This window comes from Mesorhizobium sp. WSM3866, from assembly GCF_002294795.1.
In the GTDB taxonomy this organism is placed as follows: Bacteria; Pseudomonadota; Alphaproteobacteria; order Rhizobiales; family Rhizobiaceae; genus Mesorhizobium.
The window spans coordinates 589,908-607,538 of record NZ_NSGC01000002.1; the positions used below are offsets into that span (position 1 = coordinate 589,908).

Consider the following 17,631-nt stretch of genomic DNA (forward strand, 5'->3'; position numbering starts at 1 on the left):
CAGCATCATGGCAGACAAGAACGCTCCCGCCGGCGCCCCGCTGGTCGACATGCGCAACATCTCGATCGCCTTCGGCGGCATTCGCGCCGTCGACGACGCCTCCATCGATCTCTTCCCCGGCGAAGTGGTGGCGCTCCTCGGCCACAACGGCGCCGGCAAGTCGACGCTGATCAAGATACTGTCCGGCGCCTACAAGCGCGATGCCGGGCAGATCTTCGTCAACGGCGAGGAGGCAGCAATCTCCAACCCGCGCGACGCCAAGAAATACGGCATCGAGACGATCTATCAGACGCTGGCGCTTGCCGACAACGTCGACGCCGCCGCCAATCTTTTCCTCGGCCGCGAGCTGATGACCGCCTGGGGCACGCTGGACGACGTCGCCATGGAGGCCGAAGCGCGCAAGGTGATGGGCCGGCTCAATCCGCGCTTCCAGCGCTTCAAGGAGCCGGTGATCAAGCTGTCCGGCGGACAGAGACAGTCGGTGGCGATCGCGCGCGCGATCCTGTTCAACGCGCGAATCCTGATCATGGACGAGCCGACGGCAGCGCTCGGCCCCCAGGAGACGGCCCAGGTCGGCGAACTGGTGCGGCAACTCAAGGCCGACGGCATCGGCATCTTCCTGATCAGCCACGACATCCATGACGTCTTCGAGCTGGCGGACAGGGTCTGCGTCATGAAGAACGGCCAGGTCGTCGGTACGGCGCGCACCAGCGACGTGACCCAGGACGAGGTGCTCGGCATGATCATTCTGGGCAAGTGCCCGCCAGGCGCCATGCCAGGCCCGGGAGCGCTGAAAATCGCGGCCTAAGACTATAAATTGGTTGGCTAATTTGCGACTTGTTTGATGAGCCAATCGCGGCGTTGGGTTGGCCTTGCCATTGTATTGGCGCGGAGACTTGCCCATAAAGGTGGCCAACCATCCATGGGCCGCACCCTGCATTGAAAAAGCTTTTCCCGATCGTCGCCTTCATCGCCGTCGCGCTGATCAGCCTGACGATGGCGGGGTTCGCCTATTTCGCGACCCAGGAGGCGGCACGCATCAAGTTCGAGGGAACCGCCGACGATGCGCTCAACCGCATCGAGAGCCGCATCGACCTGCATCTGTCGCTGCTGCGCTCGACCCAGGCGCTGTTCGATGCTCGTAACGGCGATATCACGCGCGGCGAGTTCAAGGCCTTCCTCACCGCGCTCGACATCGACGACAACTTCGCCGGACTGCGCGGCATCGGCTTCCTGAGGCTGGCCAAGGCCGGCGACGAGGCCGCGCTCGAGCGCGACATCCTGCGCGCTCGCGGTTCGGCCCACCCGGTCTATCCGGCCATCACGCAGCAGCAATGGCGCACGCCCATCGTGCTTTTCGAGCCGCTCGATACGTCCAACCAGTCGATCATAGGCTTCGACATGTTCAGCGACCCGGCACGGCGGACGGCAATCGAGAAGGCCATGGCCGACGACCGGCAGCATGCCAGCGGGCTCGTTCAACTTGGCCAGGGACAAGGGCTGGAGCAGACCTTCCCCGGATTCCTGGTCTTCGTGCGGCTGAACGTGGAAACGGCCCCGGACGTCATCGATGCCAGCCGCTCCTCGACCGCCGGCTTCCTCTACGCCTCCTTCCGTGCACGCGATCTGTTCCAGGTGGCGCTCAGCAAGGCTCCGCTGCTGCCGGTCAACGTCGAAATCTTCGACGGCCAGCCGGGAGCCGACAATCTCCTGTTCCGGTCGGAGGCGCCGCCGGCCGAATCGCTCGGCGGAAAGCTGCTGGCGCGCCGGGATATCGTCGTGGCCGGCCGGCCCTGGACTGTCCTGTTTCGGCCGACGAGCGCTTTCGCGCTGCCGTCCTCGCGCGCTATTCCCGTGATGCTCGGGCTGTTCGGCCTGCTGCTCGCCGGGGCGATTGCCTTGGTGGCCCGCTATCAGGAGCGCGCCTACGAGGCGAAGTCGCTGCTGCATGAGGCGACGGAGAAGAGCCTGCTGGAAAAGGAGCTGATCCTGCAGGAGATGAAGCACCGCATCAAGAACTCGATCACCAGGGTGCTGGCGATCGCGCGGCAGACTGCTTCGCAGGCCACCGACGTGAAGGAGTTCTCGGCATCATTCTCGGCGCGGCTGCAGGCGATGGCCGCGTCGCAGGACATGCTGACACGCTCGCGCTGGCAGAAGGCGGACCTCGGCGACCTGCTGCGCACGGAGCTTGGGCAGGTGTTCGGCAAAGAGCTTTCCGAAGGCATATTGTCGGGGCCGGAAGTGCTGCTTGACGAGACGACGACGCAAGCGCTCGGCCTGACCTTCCACGAGCTTGCCACCAACGCGCTGAAATATGGCGAGGCCGGCAACTCGGTGGGCGCCCTGAAGGTCGATTGGCGGGTCGAAGGACGTGGCCGGGAGCGGACGCTGGTGCTCGATTGGCGCGAGGCCGGGCAAAAGAAACTGGAGCCGCCGGCAAAGACCGGTTTCGGCACCAAGCTGATCGATCTCAATGTCACGCGCGAATTGCGCGGTACGATCAAGCGCGACTACCGGGCCGACGGGCTTAAGGTGGAAATCCGAATACCTCTGCCAGGCTGAGCGCCCGTCAGTCAGGGTCCAACGAGGATCTACCCGGGGACCGCTGGTCGGGCCCCCGGGTAGATGACTGTGTCTCGCGGAAAATCAGTTGCAGCGGGCCTTGTATCTCGTGCCGTCAGAGCGGCGATACACGCAATAGCCATTGCGCAGGTTGCGAACCAACAGGCCGGACCCGGCGCCCACAGCCGCGCCGATCAGCGCGCCCCTGCCGCCGCCGACCAAGCCGCCGACGCCGGCGCCGATCAGGCCGCCCCCGACGACGTCCTGCTCGGTCGTGGTGCAGCCGCTGACGGCGACCACGGCAACCATGGCAATGATCATTTTCCGCATAAATAGCTCCTCGCTTTTGTCCTCACTTTCGGCAGTGCCAACCGCCGTTTAGCACGAAAAAACGGGCTTTGCCTGTCCGATCTTATTATCGCTGAAGAGAGTGTCTTACGGGCGTGCCCCGTTTGACGCGACAAGCGCGCCGGAAGTTTCCAGCGACGCGACTAGCCTGCCGTCGGGACGCACGGTCCACAGCAGTTGATCGTAGTCGTCTTCAAGCGCCGGATCGACGGCAAGGCACTCGCCCATGACACGCGGCGTGCGCCCCTGCATGTCGCCCAGCGCAAACGGCCGTTCGGCGATGCAGGCCTCGAAAGTCTCGAAGACGCTGACCGGCACCGACAATTCGCGGCAATCGGTCATGGTGTCCGAGCAGCCAATGACGAGGAGCAAGGCGGCGATGTGTTCCACGGGTCGAATCCTCCCGCCGCAAAGAACGATTGTTGCCGCTCAAAAGTTCCTGCTCGGCGGAGTCGGCGCGCAATGGCGCGTGCCCTTGGCGCCGGCCGGCTGCTCGATTGGAAAGATCAGGCCAGTTGCCAGGCCACCGCCAGCACGAGAGCAGCAACAAGCGCGACGGCGCCGAGGCGAAGCGATGGATGGGAGGAACGGGGCGAGGGCCGTGCTTCGGTGTCCTGGAAGCCGCTCATCGAGACGCGGGCGGCCTGCTCCAGCCTGTTCATATCGGCAATCATCATTCGGTTCCTCCCAAATCGCGGTGTGATTGCGCGGCTGGGTTTGCTCCGTCGCGAGTGGTTCAGCGCCTGACGGGATCGCCGATCCGCTCCAAGGTTTTACGCAACTCGGAAGGGCATTGCGCGCTATCCTGGAGTTGCTTCTGCCGGGGAACACAATCGGATTTTATGGTGAATGGCAGGTTAACGCCTCTCCGGCGGCTGTCTGTTGCCCAAGACGTGGTTGTTCATTCTATCTCGAAATTGCCGCGCGGGATGGTCAGGCGATATTCGAGACGATCGTCGTCGATATCGAGACTGGCGGAGCCGTTCAGCGACGTCGGCACGACGCGTTCGAGGGCGACGCTGCCAAAACGATTTTCGGTGCGCCGACCGGCGCCGATCCTTTCTGTCCAAATCAGCAAAAGGCCAGGCGAAGTCTCGCTGCCGGCCGCGATCCTGGCGCTTACCCTGATCCGTCCGTCAGGCTGCGACAGGGCGCCGTAGCTTACCGAATTCACGGCCAGCTCGTGCATGGCCAGTCCGATATGAAGGGCAGCGTTCGGATTGAGGTAAGGGTTCTCCCCATCGAAACGCAGGCTGCGACTTGGATCGGCGCTATAGCGGCCGACCTGGCCGGACACGAGCTCACGAAGCGCCGCTCCCCGCCAGTTGGAGGATGTCACCAGATCCTGAGACGAGGCGAGCGACTGGATACGGCCGCGAAAGTGCGTCAGAAAATCGCCGAGCGTCTCCGAGTAGCGTCCGGTCTGGGTGGCTATGCTCTGGATGATGGCCAGAAGATTCTTCGAGCGATGGCTGACCTCTCGCAGCAGCGTTTTCAGCGTCTGCTCGCGGCGCTTCTGCTCCGTCGTCTCGACCATGGTGGTGACGACGCCCTGAACCTCGCCGGAGTCGCTGCGATCGGCATCGATCCAGACATGGAACCAGCGCACGCCGTCACTGTCGGAAATGCCGAGCTCGAGGCGATCCGGGTTGCCGGTTGCAATCACCTTGCGCTTGGCTGCGCCTATGCGCTCGGACTGCGCGGGGGAAAGCGCATCCTTGCCCTCGGCCGTCTCGCAGGCCCACGGGGCGCGCATGTTGCGCGCCCAGACGGTCTTCATTTCACGATCCTGGTAGAGGACCGAAATTCCAGCATTGTGGAGCGCGTGGAGTAGCGCGCGACCCACCTGCATCCCGCTTTCCGCCGGATGCATCGCGATCACTTCGTCGCTGCGCTCTTGCGTATAGTCCTTCTCTGAGGCCTTGGAACGCATTCGATACTTCCCGCATCCAGGCGCGAACGGCTTACGAGGATTGCTGCCCCGGTCTTGACCTACTGATGCTTATGCTGCCCAAAAGCGGTCCGCCGGACGACATCCTTTTGGGGACATCGCCCGGCGGTGGCTGGAAACCGTTTGAGGGGTGCGGCTTCCAGTGTTCGGCACTCCCCCTGGTCAGGTTCTCCTGACGAGGCCGGCGATGAGTGAGATCACCAGGAAAGCAAGGAAGACGAAGAACAATATCTGCGCGATGCCAGCCGACGTGCCGGCGATGCCGCCGAACCCAAGCGCGCCGGCGATGATCGCGACAACAAGAAAAACGAGCGCCCAGTACAGCATGATATCTCTCCTTCTAACGTCCTGGAAAAAACGTGGCTGGATGGCGTTTGTTCCACCATTTGCGGAAAAAGACGATCCCCTGAAAACGCTTCACGGATGGGACTCCGCGCCGCATCGTGCGAGGCGCGGGCGCCTCGCATGAGACCTCAATGATCGGACATACGGTCAGGCCGCGGCTTTCGCCTGCCGGTCGAAGAACAGCGCCTGACTGATCAGGGCCTTCACCATGTCTGGATTGAAGGGCTTGGTCACCAGAAACGCCGGTTCGGGACGCTCGCCGGTCAACAGGCGCTCAGGGAAAGCGGTGATGAAGATCACCGGCACCGGCGTCGAGGACAAGATCTCGTTGACCGCCTCTATGCCCGAGCTGCCATCGGCGAGCTGGATGTCGGCCAGCACCATTTTCGGACGCGTCTTGCCGAAAACGGCGACCGCCTCGGCGTGCGTGCGGGCGGTGCCGACAACGCGATGGCCGAGGCTTTCGACCATCTCCTCGATGTCCATGGCGATCAGCGGCTCGTCCTCGATGATCAGCACGTCGGTCGCGACCTGGCGGGAAATCTCGCTGCTTGCCTGGGCAAGCAATTCGGAGAACTCCTGTTCGTCCGCATCGAGGATTTCCGCGGCTTCATCCTCGCTGAAACCCTCTACGGCGACCAGCAGGAAAGCTTGCCTCGGCCGCGGCGCGATTGCGTTGAGATTGGCGGCCGCCCGCTGCTCCCAAGCTGTCTGCGCATGCTCTTGCGGCACGCGGATCGCAATCGAAGTGAACAGCCTGGCAAAGACCTTGTACAGCGCAATGCGATCGCTCGATGCCTTAGGGAAAACTTCGGTGTCGGCGATGATGGCCTCCAGCATCGCAGCAACCAGGGCGTCACCGCTTTCCTGCGATCCCGACACGGCGCGCGAGAAACGGCGGAGGAAAGGCAGGTGAGGAGCGATGGTTGCGGACAGGCTCATATTTGACGTCTCCCTCAGATGACGTTGTTGCAAAGGCTAGACTCACTGGAAGTCCCGGCAAAACCAACGTCGGCTTTCTGAAAAAGTTCCGCCGGGCAGGGAACTAAATTAGGAAGCGGGCGTTTCCGGCTTTGGGATGGGCAACCAGACAAGGGTGCCGCTTGCGTCGTGATCTATGGTTTTAAAGCGGTTTGAGGTGCTGGGACTTAGGGCAAACATGAAAGAAATGTCAAAGAATTCAATAACTGGCGCCCCGAGCAGGCACCGGAACGGGGGTAGCAGTCCGCTCGGACCGAACTCCGAAATCGCCCGCAAACTCAAGCAATATTACGACGAGCTGGTCTCCGATCAGGTGCCGGATCGATTCGCTCAGTTGCTCAGCCAGCTGGAAAAGGCCGAACCCGCCGAGAAAAAGGACTGAGACATGGCGGCGGTCTCCCAGAGCTTCAAGACCGAGCTGCTCGGCGCGATCCCAAGCCTGCGCGCCTTTGCGGTGTCGCTGACGCAGAATGCCGACAAGGCGGACGACCTCGTCCAGGAAACCCTGGTCAAGGCGTGGGACAAACATGAGAGTTTCCAGCCGGGCACCAACCTCAAGGCCTGGCTGTTCACCATCCTGCGCAATGAATTCTATTCGCAGATGCGCAAGCGCGGCCGCGAGGTGCAGGACAGCGACGGCATCATGACCGCCAGGCTCGCCGTCCACCCGGCCCAGCATGGCCAGCTCGACCTCAAGGATTTCCGCGGCGCGCTGGAGCAGCTGCCGGAGGATCAGCGCGAAGCCATTATCCTGATCGGCGCGTCCGGCTTTTCCTACGAAGAGGCGGCGGAAATCTGCGGCTGCGCGGTGGGCACGATCAAGAGCCGGGTCAGCCGCGCGCGCGCCCGGCTGCAGGACATCCTGAAGATTTCGGGCGAGGACGAATACGGCCCCGACGCGATCTCGGCGCAGGTGACAGGATCAAACGCCGCCTGACACCGACCTCCGGCTCTTCGACGCTACGTCGTCACGCCGCTTTCGCGCGCCTGCAGGCGAGCGCCAGGGCCTGGATCAGATCGTCTCCCGAGTAGGGCTTGGTGACCAGCTTAATCTCGGGAAAAGAGCCTTCGAGATCCTCGGCGTCGGAGTAGCCGGACGCGAAGACGAATGGAATGCCTGCGCTGCGCAGCCGCTCGGCGAAGTCGAGTGTCGAGGTGCCGCCGAGCATCAGGTCGACGATAGCGGCGTCGAACCAGGAAAACCCATCCCGCAGGTCGATTTCAGCCAGGTCGCCAACAATCGTGACCTCGGCGGCCCCTTGGTCGCGGCATAGTTGCTCGACATCCATCGCTATCAGGAATTCGTCTTCCAAGACCAGGATACGCAATCCGTCTAGCAATGGGGGCACGTGGCGGCGACTCCTATAAGGCTGCAGTCATGCGCGGTATTCGGCGCTCTGTCATTTAAAAAAGACATGACCGGCGATGCATTGCGTGAGCGGCGGAACCTCGGTCCGCGTGAAGCGTTTGTATTCGCCCGATCGGGGCAGGGGTTTCGAAGAGGGGTCGAAATGTCCGGCCAGAGCGCATATTCCCTTGCCACCCGCCAATATCCTTGCGGCAAATGCCCGTTGCGGCCGTTGCCAGTCTTTCGCGAATTCGAGAGCCAGGAGCTGTTGTTCGTCAGCGGCTTCAAGAAAGGAGAGCTTGCGGTCGACAAGGGGGCGACCGTGCTGGTCGAAGGCAGCCACAGCGCGCATCTCTACACCATACTTTCAGGCTGGGCATTCCGCTACAAGCTGTTGCCCGACGGGCGGCGGCAAATCCTCAATTATTCCATGCCCGGCGATCTCATCGGCCTGCAAGGCAGCCTGATGGGCGAGATGCAGCATTCCGTCGAGGCCTTGTCGCCGATGCTGCTGTGCGTCTTCGAGCGCGACCAATTGCACGAGCTTTACCGCAACTACCCGGGCCTGGCCTATGACATCACCTGGATGGCGTCGCGCGAGGAGCGCATGCTCGATGAAAACCTGCTGAGCATCGGTCGCCGTTCCGCGCTTGAGCGCACCGCCTATCTTGTCGCCTTCATCTCCAGCCGTGCCCGGGGGGCGGGCCTGAACGGCAAGCGGCCGGTGCAGATCCCGATCACGCAGCAGCATATCGCCGATACGCTCGGCCTTTCGCTGGTGCATACCAACAAGACGATCCGCAAGCTGATGGACCGTAAGCTGATCATTTGGCGTGACGGTGGTTGCGAGGTTCTCAGCCATGAGGGGCTGACGGAGTTGGCCGGCTGGCAAGGTTTGGGTGAGGAGCGCAGACCGCTGATCTGACGACGAGCCGGACCGGCAGAACGGAACCCCGGTCTCGGCCAAGCGTTGAAATGGAAGCAAACATAAGGAGTTACGCAATGGCGACCGCCGCAGGCAGATCCGCAACAGACACTCCCCCCAGCGCCGACCTCGAAGCCGACATCCGGCAGTTGAAGGCCGATATCGAAGAGCTCACCAGGCAATTGGCCAAGACCCGGGACGACAGTTACGGGGCAGCGCGCCGCGCGGCCGCCGAAGGCGTCGAGCAGCTGCGCGCGCACGGCGAGGCAGCGTTCGAAAGCATGCGCGGAAGCGCTCAGGATTTGGAAGCGCAGTTGATAGCCAGCGTTCGCGAAAAGCCGGTGACGTCGCTGGCGATTGCGGCGGGAGTAGGTTTCCTGTTCGCGCTGCTGTCGCGCCGCTAGCAGCCCTCATATGGGGACGCTGGTTTCGCTTATTTCCGGCCTTGCTTCCGGCGAGGCGGTGGCGGCCTTGCAAAGAGCGCGGCTGACCGCAATCCTCTACGGACTTGCCGGTGTTTTTGCCCTGTGCGGCGTCGGTTTCCTCATCGGCGCGGCCTATATCTGGCTGGCGGCGCGCTACGGGCCGCTAGCGACCAGCCTCGGCTTCGGCATCGGCTTCCTGGTGATCGCCGGGCTGATTGTCGTGATCCACAAGTTGACAACCAGCATGCGGGCGCGGCGGCGCGCGCGAAGGCGAAAGACCGACATGACGGCGGTTGGCGTAACCGCGGCGCTCGCGTTGCTCCCGGCGCTCGCGAAAAGCAAGGGCGGCCTGGGCACGCTTCTCGCGCCCGCGATCGCGCTCGCCGCCTACGCCATCTACCGCGAGAACGTGAAGGCTGGGCCTCGAGAAAAGGATCGCAGCGAAACGCCATAGGCGCGGCAAGCCGGTCGAGGCGGCCGACCGTTGCCGGATGATTGGGAACTTTCGCGGAAAGGGTCCGTTACCCGACCATGCCGTGCTCGGCGTGCCCGCCCCCACACCTGGAGACCGACCATGCCCAAGACCGTTCCTGAAAACGAAGCCCGCCAGGGGCATTGGGGCTGGCATGCGCTCAGGATTCTCGTCGCCGGGCTGCTGCTGGTATTCATCGCCTGGGGCGTAGCCGAGATTTATGGCGTGCTGATCAAAGAGCCGAGCACCGAGCAGCAGCACGTCCCACAACCTCCAGGGACCGAGCAGGCGCCTGCTCCCAGCGGTCAAACGCAGTAGTTTTGGAGTCTTGGCTCCATTCAGGCTGCCTTTGCCTGCGCGCTGCTTCTAGGGACCAGCACGTTAAGGGTCGCTGGATGGATTTCGACCGTGGTTTCGCGTTCCAGCTTGACCAACTCTCCGTCCATCACCGCCTTGAACTTTGTCGGCGAGGAATGAATTTTCAGCACGGCCTTGTCAGCCTGGTGGATCTCGACATGTTCGCTTTGGCGCCACCGGCCGCGCAGCATGGCAAGCAGCAATTTTACCAAGTCACGGCGCCGGCGCGCAACGCTGACATAGATGCCAAGCACGCCGCCGGCCGGATTGTCCGCATAAGGCAGATGACCCTCGCCGAACAGGTTGTTGCTGATGCCAATTCCGGTCGCGCGGGTGATGATGTCGGTCTTGCCGATGGTCAAGGTCACCTTGAGGGTGCGCGGGTTCTTGATCGTTGCCCATGCGGCGCGAACCGACGCCCGCATCTTTCCCAGCCGCGAGCCAAAATCCATCTTCTCGCGGAGCTGGACCATTCTGGCATGCATGCCGATTGAAAATTGATGCACGAAGGGACGGCCATTCGCGGTCGCCATATCGACCGCCTTGACCTCGCCGTCGGTAAAGGCCTTCAAGGCGGCTTCCAGTGTCTGGGGGATGCCAAGGCTGCGCGCGAAAAGGTTCATCGTACCAGCCGGCAATATGGCCAACGCCTTCTTCTTGTTCATCAGAAGCGAGGCGGCGGTGGACACCGTTCCGTCGCCGCCTCCGGCGAGCACGACATCGACGTTGCGCCTGGCTATGGCCTTTTCCAAAGCCGTAGCGATTTCGCCGCCCGCAACGATGTCGATCTGAACCGAATGGCCAGCCGCTTCCAGAAGCTCGCGGACCCGGTCGGCAAAGGCTGCAACATCGGTCGTGCGCAGGGTGCCCCCGTCCTTGTTCAGCACCGCAGCAAACCGCATGCCCCTCTCCGTCCTGCTATTGTTAGGCCAAAAACGAGCTCTCAGCCGGAGGCTGAAACGGAAAGGGGCCGCCGAAGGTTCCGCGTCAGGGAGCAAGTCAAGCGCCGTGGACGGGCGCCGTTTGGAACAAGGCTCCCCTCACGACGTTGTGAAATTGTGGAATATTGCCGCGCTCGCCCTTGCCTTGTGCGAGGCCGCGAACGCGGCGCGTAGGAAATCAGGCACGAGGAGAGACGATCATGATCCGCACTCTTTTTGCAACGACCGCGCTTGCAACCCTCCTAGCAACCGGGGCCTTTGCGCAGAACACAACGCCTGCACCGGCGCAGGCGCCCGCCACCGAAACCCCCGCGCCCGCCGCCGAGACCCAAGCTCCAGTAGTACGTGCAGACGGGGCGCTGATGACCAATATCATCGGTGAATCCGTCTATAATGGGACCGGCGACGATGCCGAAGACATCGGCAAGGTCGACGACGTCGTTTTCGATGCAAGCGGCAACGTAAAATCCGTCATCATCGGCGTCGGCGGCTTTCTTGGCGCCGGCACAAAGGATGTCGCCTTCGATTACAACAAGCTGGAATGGGCCGAGAAGAACGGCGACCGCTGGCTCGTAGCGAAGACGACCAAAGACGAGCTGAACGCACAGGCGGCCTTCGATCGCAAGGCCTATGATCCGGCCCCGGCGCAAACGACCGATGCCACGCAGCCTGCGACCACCGACACCGGAACGGCGCAAGCGCCCGCGCAGCCGGCCCAGCCGGTAGAGAAGGCTGAAGGCAATCTCGCCACCAACATCATGGGCGAGTCGGTCTATAACGGCACCGCCGACGACGCCCAAAAGATCGGTGACGTCAACGACATCGTTCTTGCCAAGGACGGCAAGGCCGAATCCCTCGTGATCGGCGTCGGCGGCTTCCTGGGCATTGGCGAGAAGAATGTTACCTTCGACTTCGCCAAGGCCAAATGGGCGGAGAAGAATGGCGATCGCTGGTTGATCGCCGAGACGACGAAGGAAGAACTGGAGGCCCAGCCGGACTTCAACCGCAAGGCTTATGATCCGGCGCCGGCCGCAGCCACCACGGCTTCGAACACTGCTCCGGCAACGACCACCCCTGCCGTGACCTCGTCCGACACCACGGCCGACAAGGAGGCCAAACCGGCTCAGCCGGCCCAGACGACGGCTGAGACCAAGCCCGCGGCGCCGGCTGCGAATACGACGGCTGAGAACAAGCCGGCCGATACCGGCACAGCCGCCACCGACACGACCAAGACAGCCTCGATCGACAAATCGACGTTGAACGAAATGCCGATGGGCAACATCAGAGTCGACGACCTGAAGGGCACCACGGTATACGGCGCCAACGATGTCGAGATCGGCGAGATTGGCGATGTCGTGCTGACGCCCGACAACAAGCCGGATGCGGTGGTTATCGATGTCGGCGGTTTCCTCGGCATCGGCGAGAAGGAAGTCGCCCTCGGCATGGATAAGCTGAAGTTCATGACCGACAAGGACGGCAACAAGTATCTCTACACCAACTTCACCAAGGAGCAGTTGGAGGCGCAGGCAGCCTACGACAAGAGCTCCTATGCCGCAAACCGCGACAAGCAGAGGATGGTCCTGCAGTAAGGGACCAGGCAGCGGGCAGCAGGCAGCAGGGAATACGCGTTTCGCTATTCCCTGCTGCCTGCTGTCTTGCTCACGTGGCCGGCCACTCCGTCCTTTGTCAGCTCCGCCAGCGCGAGTGATTGGTCGAGATGGTTGGCGCGCCAGGTGAGCATCTTCTCGGCGAGTTCCACGCGCACCGGCAGATAGGCGGGGTCGTGCGCGACGTTGCTCAATTCGTCCGGATCGCTAGCCAGGTCGAAGAGAAGCGGCGGCAGGCCGCCGCCGAAATGGACATATTTGAAAGCCTCGGTGCGAAGGACGGCAAGGTTGCAGTCGCGTGATCCGATGCCGAAATGCCGCTCGGCTTCGCCGTCGGCGACCGAGCGGAAATCGAATTCCCAGTGCGCCGCGTCGCGCCAGTCGGCCGGCTCCTCGCCGTCGAGCCAGGACGCCAGCGACCTGCCGTCGAGGTGCGGTTCGGGTGCTGCGCCGATCAGGTCGAGCAAGGTCGGGAAGACGTCCACCGCCTCGGTGAAACGATCGATGGAAGCGCCGGCCGCTTCTGTCCGGCGCGGATCGCGCACGATCAGCGGAATGTGGTAGCTGGCGTCGAAGAAGCCGCCTTTGCCAAGCATGAAGTGGTCGCCCATCATCTCGGCATGGTCGGAGGTGAGCACAACCACAGTGTCATCCCAACTGCCGGCCGCCTTCAGCGCTTCCCAGATGCGGCCGAGCTGCGCGTCGAGCTCGGAGATCATGCCGTAGTAAAGCGCACGGATCCGGCGGAAAATCTCCTCGCTCCAATCCCGCACCTTGCCCTCGACGCCGGGAACGAACTTCGTCCGCTTCTGCAGGCCAAGATCGTATGCGAGGTGGGGGTGGCTTTGCGCCTCGGCCTGCCAGTTCGCCGCGCGCCGGAAAGCGGGGCCGTCGGCCGGGTCGTACATGGCGTTGTAGGGCTGCGGCACGATGAAAGGCGGGTGCGGGCTGATGAAGGAGATGTGCGCGAACCACGGCGCCGCCTTCTCCTGTTCGCCAAGCCAGCGGATGAATTCGCCGGCCAGGAAGGCCGCCGGCGTCTGGTCCTTCGAATAGACCGGCGGCGCGTTGCTTACATCATCGCCGACCTTGCCCTGCTTGCCAGCCGGACGATGGATGCCCGGTATCCCGGTGCTAGTGTCGATGCCTTGCGTCCGCAGCCAGGACAGCCACTGCTTCTGATGTTCGGGCAGCAACTGCCGGACGCTGAAGCCGGGCAGCACGCCTTCATAACTCCTCAGCCGCGGATCGCCGGCCGCAAGCCGGCGCGGATCCGGCGCAACATCGGTATAACCGAACAGCGTGGGGTCATAACCCACCGCGCGTGCGGAAAGCGCGATGTTACCGTGGCGGGCGTCGAGCGGCGAGCCGTTGCGGCAGACCCGGTTGTTCATCTGATAGAGGCCGGTGTAGAGGCAGGCGCGCGCCGGCGAGCAGGGCGCCGCTCCACCGTAGTGGCGCCGGAACAGCACGCCCTCGGCCGCGAGCGCATCCGCATTCGGCGTTTTCACCACCGGATGTCCCGCCGCCGACAGACAATCGCCGCGCCACTGGTCGCAGGTGATGAGAAGAACATTCGGGCGGCTCACTCGGTTGTCCAAACTCTTCTCCTCAAGACGGTGCGCCCGCTCATGGAGCCGAAATTTCCCGATCGGCGCAAGGAGGCAGCTTCATCAATTGGTGAACATCGGTCTTATGGCCGTTCACTTTTTGTGATACAGTCCATTCTGAGTTTGGTCGCTTTGCCGGGCCCGGCGCTATCCTCATATTGCGGTGGACAGCGGCAAGGGCCGCAGCAAGGATAGGGAAGGAGCAAGACCATGCTCAATCAGATCAAGGGCCTGCATCACGTTACCTCGATGGCAAGCGATGCGCGCCGCAACAATGAGTTCTTTACCAAGAAGCTCGGCCTGCGCCGGGTGAAGAAGACCGTCAATTTCGACGCACCGGACGTCTATCACCTCTACTATGCCGACGAGTTCGGCACGCCGGGCTCGGTGATGACCTATTTCCCGTTCCCCGACATCGGCAAGGGCCGGCATGGGGTGGGTGAGGTCGGCACCACCGTCTTCTCAGTGCCGGAAGGCACGCTCGGCTATTGGGAAAAGCGCTTCGCCGACGAGGGCGTCAGCGGTGTTGGCCGCAGCGAAAGCTTCGGCGAGAAGCGGCTTGCCTTCACGGGCCCCGACGGCGACAGTTTTGCGCTGGTCGAAGACAAGGCCGACGGCAGAGCGCCCTGGGTGAAGGGCGGCGTCCCCGCCGATGAGGCGATTCGCGGCTTCCACTCGGTCGCGCTGAGACTGAAGGACGGCGGCGCCACCGAGGAGCTGCTGAAGTTCATGGGCTATGAAGAGGTCGACAAGTCCGGCAACGTCCGCCGGATGGCGATCAAGAACGGCAACGGCGCCGACGTCGTCGACATCGAATCGCTGCCGGGCGCCGGCTTTGCCAATCTCGGCGCCGGCTCGGTGCACCATGTCGCCTTCGCGGTCGAGAATCGCGCGCGGCAGCTCGAAGTGCGCAAGGCACTTGTCGACACGGGTTACGGCGTGACGCCGGTCATCGATCGCGACTATTTCTGGGCGATCTATTTCCGCACGCCCGGCGGCGTGCTGTTCGAGGTGTCGACCAACGAGCCGGGCTTCAACCGCGACGAGGACACCGCGCATCTCGGCGAGGCGCTGAAGCTGCCGACGCAGCATCAGCATCTGAGACCCTATCTCGAACAGCATCTCCAGAAGCTGGAAGACTGACGCCATGAGCAAGGACGCCTACATCCACAAAGTGCTGCCCGGTTCGCCGGGCAGCGCGCTGTTGTTCATCTTCCACGGCACCGGAGCTGACGAGAACCAGCTTCTGTCCTTCGGTCGCGAGCTCGCGCCTTCGGCGACGTTAGTCTCGCCGCGCGGCGATGTGTCGGAGCAAGGTGCCGCCCGTTTCTTCCGCCGCACCGGCGAAGGCGTCTACGACATGGACGACCTCGCGCGGGCGACGGCCAAGATGGCCGGCTTCGTCAAGGCGCATGTCGAGGCGGCAAAGCCCTCGGCAGTGTTCGGCCTCGGCTATTCCAACGGCGCCAACATCCTGGCCTCGGTGGTGTTCGCCGAGCCAGGACTGTTCGATGCCGCGGGGCTGATGCATCCGCTGATCCCGTTCGAGCCGCAGGTGCAGGGCAGCCTTGCCGGGCGCCGCATCCTGATCACGGCCGGCAGGCGCGACCCGATCTGCCCGCCGAACCTGACAACGCGGCTGGAGGCCTATTTGCGCGCCGACGGGGCCAATGTCACAGTGGAATGGCACGACGGCGGGCACGAGGTGCGGCCGAATGAAATCGAAGCCGCGCGGCGGCTGTTCGCCCTCACGCCCGCCAGCGAAGGAGGCGCAAAAAATGGCTGACCAACTGCCCGAGATTGAAGTGGAAGATCGCGGCTCCAAGGGTCGCTACCTGCTGCGCGGACCGGGCGGCGCCGAGGCCGAAATGACCTTCACCAAGGTCGGCGAGCACCAGCTCATCATCGATCACACCGAGGTGCCGGATGTCTTTCGCGGCCAGGGCGCCGGGCTTCGCCTGGTAACCCGCGCCGTCGAGGACGCGCGCGCGGCGGGCAAGAAGATAATCCCGCTCTGCCCCTTCGCCAACGCCCAGTTCCGCCGCCATCCGGAATGGGCCGACGTGCTGAAATAGTAGCACCCGTCTTCCCCTTCTCCCCCGGGGAGAAGGGGGCGCGGCCGGCTGAGGGGAGTTCCAGGGAAAAACCGATGTCTTACTCCGCTGCAGCGCCCTAAACCGTCTCGGCGCTGCGCGCCGATCCACCGGGGCGAGCGACGCAGCCGCCCAGCCATAAATGCGAACACGCGTCTGGCATTTGCGCAGTTCGGCCATCTTGCCTAATTAGACAGATCACCTGGGATTCTCCCGCCCCGATCCGCCACCTCAAAAAGCGAACGGCCTGATGACCGAATCCGACCTCATTCCCGTTTTCGACGGCCACAACGACACGCTGCTCAGGCTCTACCAGTCGAACGAAGCGGATGTCGAAAAGTTGTTCATCGAGGGCACGCCGGGCGGTCACATCGACATGCCGCGCGCCAAAAAGGGCGGTTTTGCCGGCGGCATGTTCGCGATCTTTCCGCCGCCGATCGAAAAGACCAAGCGCAGCGCCGTGCCGCCGGCGCCAAGCGACAACGACCCACTGCCGCCGGAACTGCCGCACGCCGAGGCGGTTACTTCGACCATCGGCATGGCCTCGATCCTGTTCAGGCTCGAGCGCGCCGGCGCGCTCACCGTCTGCCGCAGCGCCGGCGATGTGCGCGAGGCGATGGCGAATGGCTCGATCGCCGCGGTGTTCCATATCGAAGGCGTCGAGGCGATCGATCCCGAGCTTGCCATGCTCGACGTGCTCCATGCCGCCGGGCTCCGCTCGCTGGGGATCGTCTGGAGCCGGCCGAACGCCTTCGGCAACGGCGTCCCGTTCGGCTTTCCCTCGTCGCCCGATACCGGGCCAGGCCTGACCGACGCCGGCAAGGCGCTGGTCAAGGCATGCAACCAGCTCAGGATCATGATCGACCTCTCGCATCTCAACGAGAAGGGTTTTCGCGATGTCGCCGCGCTCAGCGATGCGCCGCTGGTCGCGACCCACTCCAACGTGCATGCGATCTGCGGCCATTCGCGCAACCTCACCGACTGGCAGCTCGGCGCGATCCGCGAAACGGGCGGCATGGTGGGCCTGAACTTCGCCACCGGCTTCCTGCGCGAGGACGGCCGCATGAATGCCGACACCAGCCTCGACATCATGCTGCGCCACATCGAGTCGCTGTTGCAGGCGCTGGGCGAGGACGGTGTGGGTCTCGGATCCGATTTCGACGGTGCCATGATCCCGGCGGTGATCGGCGACGTGGCAGGCCTGCCGAAGCTCCTCGACGCGCTCGCCGCTCGCGGCTTCGGGCGCGCGCTGATCGAGAAGATCGCTTATCGGAACTGGCTGCGTGTCCTTGAAAGGACGATCGGATAAAGTGACAATCTTGGACGTTCGGGATTGGGCCAGAACGCTCCCCCAACGTCGTCATCCTAGGGCGAAGCAGGAGCGCAGCTCCGTCGCGCTGCGGGCTTACGCACCCAGGCGCTTTAGCCATTCCTTGCCGACACCGCGGTCGCGGATGATCGGCAAGGGGTCTTCATGGTCGAGCCGGGCGCAGATGCGGTAAACCTCCAGCGTGTCGGCATCCATCTCGCCGCGCTTGAAGAAGAACATCGCCGCCGCATAGCGGGTGCGGCCGGACCACATCTCGCCGAGCGGCGTGTTGACCAGCTGCCACTGCTCGGCCGCTTCCGCCTCCGCGTCCAGCCTGTCCGCATCCCCTTCCAC

23 protein-coding genes are annotated in these 17,631 nt (G+C 63.5%); 13 read left to right on the forward strand and 10 right to left on the reverse strand.

Features of this window, described 5'->3' with window-relative positions; genetic code table 11:
* The first annotated feature begins 7 nt into the window (after positions 1-7).
* The gene (locus tag CK222_RS07130; RefSeq protein WP_067002105.1) at positions 8-808 is read left to right on the forward strand and encodes an ATP-binding cassette domain-containing protein; all 801 of its coding nucleotides are present in this window, start codon (positions 8-10) and stop codon (positions 806-808) included.
* Positions 809-939: 131 nt separating this feature from the next.
* The gene (locus CK222_RS07135) at positions 940-2,565 is read left to right on the forward strand and encodes a CHASE domain-containing protein (RefSeq protein ID WP_095799842.1); all 1,626 of its coding nucleotides are present in this window, start codon (positions 940-942) and stop codon (positions 2,563-2,565) included.
* An 84-nt stretch (positions 2,566-2,649) separates the two neighbouring features.
* On the opposite strand, the gene CK222_RS07140 is transcribed toward CK222_RS07135, so the two are convergent.
* From CK222_RS07140 to CK222_RS07160, 6 genes are all read right to left on the reverse strand, one after another.
* Complete coding sequence (locus CK222_RS07140) at positions 2,650-2,895, reverse strand: YMGG-like glycine zipper-containing protein (protein ID WP_067319279.1); 246 nt, start codon at positions 2,893-2,895, stop codon at positions 2,650-2,652.
* Positions 2,896-3,000: 105 nt separating this feature from the next.
* Positions 3,001-3,303, reverse strand: coding sequence for a hypothetical protein (locus CK222_RS07145; RefSeq protein ID WP_067319277.1), 303 nt, complete (start codon positions 3,301-3,303; stop codon positions 3,001-3,003).
* Between the two features lie 116 nt (positions 3,304-3,419).
* Positions 3,420-3,590: a hypothetical protein gene (locus tag CK222_RS32190; protein WP_164747034.1), complete on the reverse strand. Its 171-nt coding sequence runs from the start codon at positions 3,588-3,590 to the stop codon at positions 3,420-3,422.
* A gap of 224 nt (positions 3,591-3,814) precedes the next feature.
* Positions 3,815-4,846 carry a sensor histidine kinase gene (locus tag CK222_RS07150; protein ID WP_095799843.1) on the reverse strand — a complete coding sequence of 344 codons (1,032 nt, stop codon included), beginning with the start codon at positions 4,844-4,846 and terminating at the stop codon, positions 3,815-3,817.
* Between the two features lie 180 nt (positions 4,847-5,026).
* Positions 5,027-5,191 carry a DUF1328 domain-containing protein gene (locus CK222_RS07155; protein ID WP_067002119.1) on the reverse strand — a complete coding sequence of 55 codons (165 nt, stop codon included), beginning with the start codon at positions 5,189-5,191 and terminating at the stop codon, positions 5,027-5,029.
* Between the two features lie 165 nt (positions 5,192-5,356).
* Positions 5,357-6,151: a response regulator gene (locus CK222_RS07160; RefSeq protein ID WP_067002122.1), complete on the reverse strand. Its 795-nt coding sequence runs from the start codon at positions 6,149-6,151 to the stop codon at positions 5,357-5,359.
* A 217-nt stretch (positions 6,152-6,368) separates the two neighbouring features.
* Between CK222_RS07160 and CK222_RS07165 the strand changes: the two genes are divergently transcribed.
* Both CK222_RS07165 and CK222_RS07170 read left to right on the forward strand, forming a co-directional pair.
* Positions 6,369-6,572 (forward strand): NepR family anti-sigma factor, encoded by a 204-nt coding sequence (locus CK222_RS07165; protein WP_067002232.1) that lies wholly within the window; start codon positions 6,369-6,371, stop codon positions 6,570-6,572.
* 3 nt (positions 6,573-6,575) lie between these two features.
* Complete coding sequence (locus tag CK222_RS07170; protein ID WP_040973662.1) at positions 6,576-7,127, forward strand: RNA polymerase sigma factor; 552 nt, start codon at positions 6,576-6,578, stop codon at positions 7,125-7,127.
* A 31-nt stretch (positions 7,128-7,158) separates the two neighbouring features.
* On the opposite strand, the gene CK222_RS07175 is transcribed toward CK222_RS07170, so the two are convergent.
* A complete protein-coding gene (locus CK222_RS07175; RefSeq protein WP_336618911.1) occupies positions 7,159-7,503 on the reverse strand; it encodes a response regulator in 345 nt (114 codons plus the stop codon).
* 198 nt (positions 7,504-7,701) lie between these two features.
* Between CK222_RS07175 and CK222_RS07180 the strand changes: the two genes are divergently transcribed.
* From CK222_RS07180 to CK222_RS07195, 4 genes are all read left to right on the forward strand, one after another.
* Positions 7,702-8,463: a Crp/Fnr family transcriptional regulator gene (locus tag CK222_RS07180; RefSeq protein ID WP_095799844.1), complete on the forward strand. Its 762-nt coding sequence runs from the start codon at positions 7,702-7,704 to the stop codon at positions 8,461-8,463.
* Between the two features lie 77 nt (positions 8,464-8,540).
* Positions 8,541-8,867: a DUF883 family protein gene (locus tag CK222_RS07185; protein ID WP_095778215.1), complete on the forward strand. Its 327-nt coding sequence runs from the start codon at positions 8,541-8,543 to the stop codon at positions 8,865-8,867.
* 10 nt (positions 8,868-8,877) lie between these two features.
* On the forward strand, positions 8,878-9,342 hold the full coding sequence (locus CK222_RS07190; RefSeq protein WP_095799845.1) for a phage holin family protein: 465 nt from the start codon (positions 8,878-8,880) through the stop codon (positions 9,340-9,342).
* Between the two features lie 120 nt (positions 9,343-9,462).
* On the forward strand, positions 9,463-9,678 hold the full coding sequence (locus tag CK222_RS07195) for a hypothetical protein (protein WP_067002134.1): 216 nt from the start codon (positions 9,463-9,465) through the stop codon (positions 9,676-9,678).
* Positions 9,679-9,698: 20 nt separating this feature from the next.
* Here the strand turns inward: CK222_RS07195 and CK222_RS07200 are convergent, their stop codons facing one another.
* Positions 9,699-10,619, reverse strand: coding sequence for a diacylglycerol kinase family protein (locus CK222_RS07200; RefSeq protein WP_095799846.1), 921 nt, complete (start codon positions 10,617-10,619; stop codon positions 9,699-9,701).
* A 239-nt stretch (positions 10,620-10,858) separates the two neighbouring features.
* Here CK222_RS07200 and CK222_RS07205 point away from each other — a divergent pair, with 239 nt between their 5' ends.
* Complete coding sequence (locus CK222_RS07205; RefSeq protein ID WP_095799847.1) at positions 10,859-12,247, forward strand: PRC-barrel domain-containing protein; 1,389 nt, start codon at positions 10,859-10,861, stop codon at positions 12,245-12,247.
* Between the two features lie 44 nt (positions 12,248-12,291).
* Here the strand turns inward: CK222_RS07205 and CK222_RS07210 are convergent, their stop codons facing one another.
* Positions 12,292-13,854 carry an alkaline phosphatase family protein gene (locus CK222_RS07210; protein ID WP_245432969.1) on the reverse strand — a complete coding sequence of 521 codons (1,563 nt, stop codon included), beginning with the start codon at positions 13,852-13,854 and terminating at the stop codon, positions 12,292-12,294.
* 231 nt (positions 13,855-14,085) lie between these two features.
* On the opposite strand from CK222_RS07210, the gene CK222_RS07215 reads away from it, so the two are divergent.
* The 4 genes from CK222_RS07215 (at position 14,086) to CK222_RS07230 (ending at position 17,277) form a co-directional block, all read left to right on the forward strand.
* Entirely contained in the window at positions 14,086-15,018 is a 933-nt protein-coding gene (locus tag CK222_RS07215) for a VOC family protein (RefSeq protein WP_095799849.1), read from the forward strand.
* Positions 15,019-15,022: 4 nt separating this feature from the next.
* Positions 15,023-15,661 carry an alpha/beta hydrolase gene (locus CK222_RS07220; RefSeq protein ID WP_095799850.1) on the forward strand — a complete coding sequence of 213 codons (639 nt, stop codon included), beginning with the start codon at positions 15,023-15,025 and terminating at the stop codon, positions 15,659-15,661.
* Positions 15,654-15,950, forward strand: a complete 297-nt coding sequence (locus CK222_RS07225) for a GNAT family N-acetyltransferase (protein ID WP_095799851.1) — start codon at positions 15,654-15,656, stop codon at positions 15,948-15,950. The genes CK222_RS07220 and CK222_RS07225 overlap by 8 nt, the downstream gene beginning before the upstream one ends.
* Before the next feature lie 268 nt (positions 15,951-16,218).
* Entirely contained in the window at positions 16,219-17,277 is a 1,059-nt protein-coding gene (locus tag CK222_RS07230) for a dipeptidase (protein ID WP_095799852.1), read from the forward strand.
* A gap of 96 nt (positions 17,278-17,373) precedes the next feature.
* On the opposite strand, the gene CK222_RS07235 is transcribed toward CK222_RS07230, so the two are convergent.
* Positions 17,374-17,631, reverse strand: coding sequence for a hypothetical protein (locus tag CK222_RS07235; RefSeq protein WP_082953643.1), 258 nt, complete (start codon positions 17,629-17,631; stop codon positions 17,374-17,376).

Bases quoted from the DNA above. Each gene is read 5' to 3' on its own strand.
- CK222_RS07130 (WP_067002105.1), top strand. From the start codon at position 8: ATGGCAGACAAGAACGCTCCCGCCGGCGCCCCGCTGGTCGACATGCGC.
- CK222_RS07140 (WP_067319279.1), bottom strand. From the start codon at position 2,895: ATGCGGAAAATGATCATTGCCATGGTTGCCGTGGTCGCCGTCAGCGGC.
- CK222_RS32190 (WP_164747034.1), bottom strand. From the start codon at position 3,590: ATGATGATTGCCGATATGAACAGGCTGGAGCAGGCCGCCCGCGTCTCG.
- CK222_RS07150 (WP_095799843.1), bottom strand. From the start codon at position 4,846: ATGCGTTCCAAGGCCTCAGAGAAGGACTATACGCAAGAGCGCAGCGAC.
- CK222_RS07155 (WP_067002119.1), bottom strand. From the start codon at position 5,191: ATGCTGTACTGGGCGCTCGTTTTTCTTGTTGTCGCGATCATCGCCGGC.
- CK222_RS07160 (WP_067002122.1), bottom strand. From the start codon at position 6,151: ATGAGCCTGTCCGCAACCATCGCTCCTCACCTGCCTTTCCTCCGCCGT.
- CK222_RS07165 (WP_067002232.1), top strand. From the start codon at position 6,369: ATGAAAGAAATGTCAAAGAATTCAATAACTGGCGCCCCGAGCAGGCAC.
- CK222_RS07170 (WP_040973662.1), top strand. From the start codon at position 6,576: ATGGCGGCGGTCTCCCAGAGCTTCAAGACCGAGCTGCTCGGCGCGATC.
- CK222_RS07180 (WP_095799844.1), top strand. From the start codon at position 7,702: ATGTCCGGCCAGAGCGCATATTCCCTTGCCACCCGCCAATATCCTTGC.
- CK222_RS07185 (WP_095778215.1), top strand. From the start codon at position 8,541: ATGGCGACCGCCGCAGGCAGATCCGCAACAGACACTCCCCCCAGCGCC.
- CK222_RS07190 (WP_095799845.1), top strand. From the start codon at position 8,878: ATGGGGACGCTGGTTTCGCTTATTTCCGGCCTTGCTTCCGGCGAGGCG.
- CK222_RS07195 (WP_067002134.1), top strand. From the start codon at position 9,463: ATGCCCAAGACCGTTCCTGAAAACGAAGCCCGCCAGGGGCATTGGGGC.
- CK222_RS07200 (WP_095799846.1), bottom strand. From the start codon at position 10,619: ATGCGGTTTGCTGCGGTGCTGAACAAGGACGGGGGCACCCTGCGCACG.
- CK222_RS07205 (WP_095799847.1), top strand. From the start codon at position 10,859: ATGATCCGCACTCTTTTTGCAACGACCGCGCTTGCAACCCTCCTAGCA.
- CK222_RS07215 (WP_095799849.1), top strand. From the start codon at position 14,086: ATGCTCAATCAGATCAAGGGCCTGCATCACGTTACCTCGATGGCAAGC.
- CK222_RS07220 (WP_095799850.1), top strand. From the start codon at position 15,023: ATGAGCAAGGACGCCTACATCCACAAAGTGCTGCCCGGTTCGCCGGGC.
- CK222_RS07225 (WP_095799851.1), top strand. From the start codon at position 15,654: ATGGCTGACCAACTGCCCGAGATTGAAGTGGAAGATCGCGGCTCCAAG.
- CK222_RS07230 (WP_095799852.1), top strand. From the start codon at position 16,219: ATGACCGAATCCGACCTCATTCCCGTTTTCGACGGCCACAACGACACG.